2 protein-coding genes are annotated in these 3,479 nt (G+C 66.2%); one reads left to right on the top strand and one right to left on the bottom strand.

Annotated features, from left to right (window positions below; all coding sequences use genetic code 11):
- Nucleotides 1-46 precede the first annotated feature (46 nt).
- Nucleotides 47-895, bottom strand: coding sequence for a hypothetical protein (locus tag MJ785_RS17830; RefSeq protein WP_239381871.1), 849 nt, complete (start codon nt 893-895; stop codon nt 47-49).
- 397 nt (nt 896-1,292) lie between these two features.
- On the opposite strand from MJ785_RS17830, the gene MJ785_RS17825 reads away from it, so the two are divergent.
- Entirely contained in the window at nt 1,293-3,479 is a 2,187-nt protein-coding gene (locus MJ785_RS17825) for an MMPL family transporter (RefSeq protein ID WP_239381869.1), read from the top strand.

Genomic DNA, 3,479 nt, shown 5'->3' with positions numbered 1-3,479 from the left:
GTGCTGGGTGTTGCCGCGAGCCGGACAGTCCTATCCTCGGGCGCTCTTACGCGGGAACCCCTGCCTGTCGGGCGATTTTCCCGGCGACCTGGCGGACAGCGTCCTGTTCGACTGTCGGGTCTGGCGTGCCGTCTACCTGACTGATCACGATGTTGCTTTCGACGCGGCCGGACATGACGCAGATGAGGTCGAGCGTTACTGGGACACGTTTACCACCGCCGGTCACCGTCATGACCATGCGCACCCCGCCCGCGCTACCGGCAGGCGGGGTCAGCGCGCGTGCCGAGTCGAGCGTGGCGGTCCCGCCGGCTGCCGATATCCCTTCCCGGACCATCGGGAAGAAGGCTTGGCCAAGGCATGCCGCTGCCTGTGGACGGGAGAGGATGTCCATGTCGCGGGCTACATCGACCGCTGAGGTGATCTCCGCCTCCGAGCCGATGGTGGTCAGCCCGTCGTTACTCGTGAAGTAGGCGCCGTCAGCCAGGTCGGTCGCATGGCTATGGACCTGGCTGACCGGTACGCCGAGGCAGGCCGCGAGCTTGGTTTCGGAGATCTGCGGGGTTGACAGGCTGCCAGGAGAGCTGCGGGGAGATATGCCGCGGACGAAGCCGCGTGTTTCAGGACCTTCGGTAAGCAGGTAGTCATACGCATGCAGGATGACCGCGACGGGGCGGACTGTGGCGGTGGGTACGGCACTGGCCGAATCACCGGCCGACGGGCTGACCCGAGCGGCGGCCTGCCGGCCTGCGCCCGCGCCGCCGCACGCCGCCAGGGTGAACAGGGTGAACAGGGTGATTCCCGCGACGGCTGCCTTCGGTGGGTACCGATGCCGAAATAAGAGATTCTGAAACGACGGTCGCGGTTCCACGTTGCTCCCCTGGCGCCGGGCACTCATCCAGCATCATTCTGTGTTTTTTACAATTATTTTGATCATCTGACACTGCCCATTATGGAGGGGCAGCCTGCTCTCGGTCGCGGCTGTCATCGTTGCGTTGCGCTAAGTGGTCGGCGCTGGAAGTCCTTCGGGGGTTGTCGGATGCCAGGTGGATGCGTCGCGAGGCGGAGGAGGCCCCGGTAGCGGTGTTCTACCGGGGCCGACGACAACGAAGCGAGGCGCCGGCTGGCGCCGGCAGGCCCTGGATGAACTTCCGGCGCCGACCACTAAGGGACGTGTGCCGCGGACGGTCACCGAGCGAGCCGGCCCGCCGGCGTCCACACTCGAATGACAACCGGGGAGCCACCAGGCATGCGCTGGTAACGAGGTAGCTGCGATGGAACGCTGGACGCGCGCGATGATCCGTTATCGATGGGCTGTCGTAGCGGTCTGGGCGGTTGTGTTCGTCATGTCGAGCGCGGCCGCGTCCGGGTTGAGTGGCCTCCTGACGAACCGCTTCACGCTTCCCGGTACCGACACCCAGCGGGCGGAGAAGATTCTTGAGGACCGTTTCGGCCAGCGGACGACCGGTTCCTTCATGCTTGTCGTACGTACCGCGCCGGGGTCTGCCAGCCAGCTCGTGCCCGCGGTCGACCAGGCGGCTCACCGCGCGGCCGGTGTTCTTCCCAGCGGGGTGGTCGCATCGGTGCAACCGCTGTCCGACTCCGTTGTCAGTGCCCGTATCGTGTCAAATCTCGAGCCGGCCGACGCGAAGGGCTACACCGGCACGATGCGTGCCGCGGCCGGCACTGTGCCGGGTGCACAGCTTTACGTCACCGGCCAGGCCGCGATCGAGCATGATCTTGATCCAGTGTTCAAACGTGACCTCCAGATCGGCGAGCTCTACATCGCCATTCCGATCGCGCTCGTCATCCTCGCGTTCGTCTTCGGGACGCTCGCCTTTCTCCTCCCTCTGATCTTTGCGGCGGCGGCGATCCCCGCGACCCTGGCGATCATTTGGATCTTCGCGCACTACATGGAGCTGTCGACCTACCTGCAGAACCTGGTCACGCTGATCGGCCTGGGCATCGCCGTCGACTACTCGTTGCTGATCATTTACCGTTACCGGGAGGAGCTGCGGCGCGGCAGGGAAAGACCGGACGCGATCGTCGCCACGATGCGGACAGCCGGCCGCGCGGTCGTGTTCAGCGGCACGGCAGTCGCCATCGGTCTCGCGCTCATGCTGGCCATGCCGGTGCCGTTCATGCGTGGTTTCGGCCTCGGGGGCCTGTTCATCCCGGTCGTCTCGGTCATCTGCGCGCTCACGCTGCTACCCGTGCTGCTGTACTTCCTGGCCGCGAAGCTCGATCGGGTGCGGCTCCTACCGCACTCCATCACCGAGCGGCGGGAGGCGGAGGAGAACTTCTGGGCGCGTTTCGCACGGGCGATCATGCGCCATCCGGTGGCCATCGCAGCTGGCACCACAGCTTTGCTCGGCACGCTTGCGCTGCCCGTCACCGCCCTTGAGCTCGGGCCGGGCTCGAACAAGGGCATCCCGCGCAATCTCGAGAGCGTCCAGGGCCTCGACATTCTCTCCGGGGCAGTCGGCGGGGGCGCGCTGGCACCGACGGCAGTCGTTATTGATACCCACCAGCCCGGTGGAGCGGATGATCCACAGCTGCGCGCCGCGCTCAGCCGGTTCCAGGATGGCCTGCACGCCGACCCGGAGGTCGCCGCGGTCGTCTTCGACCCGTCTGCCGCTTCGTCCGGTGGCCAGTCCGGCGGCCAGTTCGTCGACCCGTCCCGGCGCTACCTGCAACTACAGGTGATCGGGAAGAGCGAGTACGGGGTACCCGCATCGCTCGACTTCGCCGACCGCCTTCGTCATGACATCGTCACGGCCGCCGGATTCCCCACCGGTGTCAGCGTCTATGCCGGCGGTGGCCCGCCGAGCGGGGTGGACTTCCTCGATCTCACCTACAGCGCCTTCCCCTGGCTCGTACTCGGAGTGCTCCTCCTGACGTACTTCCTGTTGCTGCGGGCCTTCCGGTCAATCGTCCTGCCACTGAAGGCGATTATTCTGAACCTGCTTTCGATCACTGCTGCCTACGGCCTGCTCGTGGTTTTCTTCAAGTGGGGCGCGGGCAGCGCGCTCGGGCTCATCTCCTTCGACCAGATCGAGGGCTGGATCCCGGTCTTCATCTTCGCGATGGTGTTCGGCCTCTCCATGGACTACGAGGTCTTCCTGGTGAGCCGCATGCGCGAGGAGTGGGACGCCGGCCATGACAACGAGACCGCGGTGGTACTCGGGCTGGCGAGGACCGGTCGCATCGTGACTGCGGCCGGACTCGTCATGTTCGCGGCCTTCATGGGTTTCGTCGCCGGGTCCATCGTCGGTCTGCAACAGTTCGGGTTCGGGCTCGCGGCGGCGATCATTCTTGATGTGACCATCATCCGGGCGCTGCTCGTCCCGAGCGCGATGAAGCTCTTCGGACGCTGGAACTGGTGGCTGCCGCGGAATGTCGCGCGGGTCTTCCGGGTCAGGAACTCGCCGCTGGCGCCCAGGGCACGCCCCGCGGCCGATCCGGGCGGGCTTCATGGCTGA

This window comes from Protofrankia sp. CiT1, assembly GCF_917627335.1.
Classification (GTDB): Bacteria; Actinomycetota; Actinomycetes; order Frankiales; family Frankiaceae; genus Protofrankia.
This window is presented reverse-complemented; position numbering and strand designations above follow the sequence as displayed.

Bases quoted from the DNA above. Each gene is read 5' to 3' on its own strand.
- MJ785_RS17830 (WP_239381871.1), bottom strand. From the start codon at position 895: ATGAGTGCCCGGCGCCAGGGGAGCAACGTGGAACCGCGACCGTCGTTT.
- MJ785_RS17825 (WP_239381869.1), top strand. From the start codon at position 1,293: ATGATCCGTTATCGATGGGCTGTCGTAGCGGTCTGGGCGGTTGTGTTC.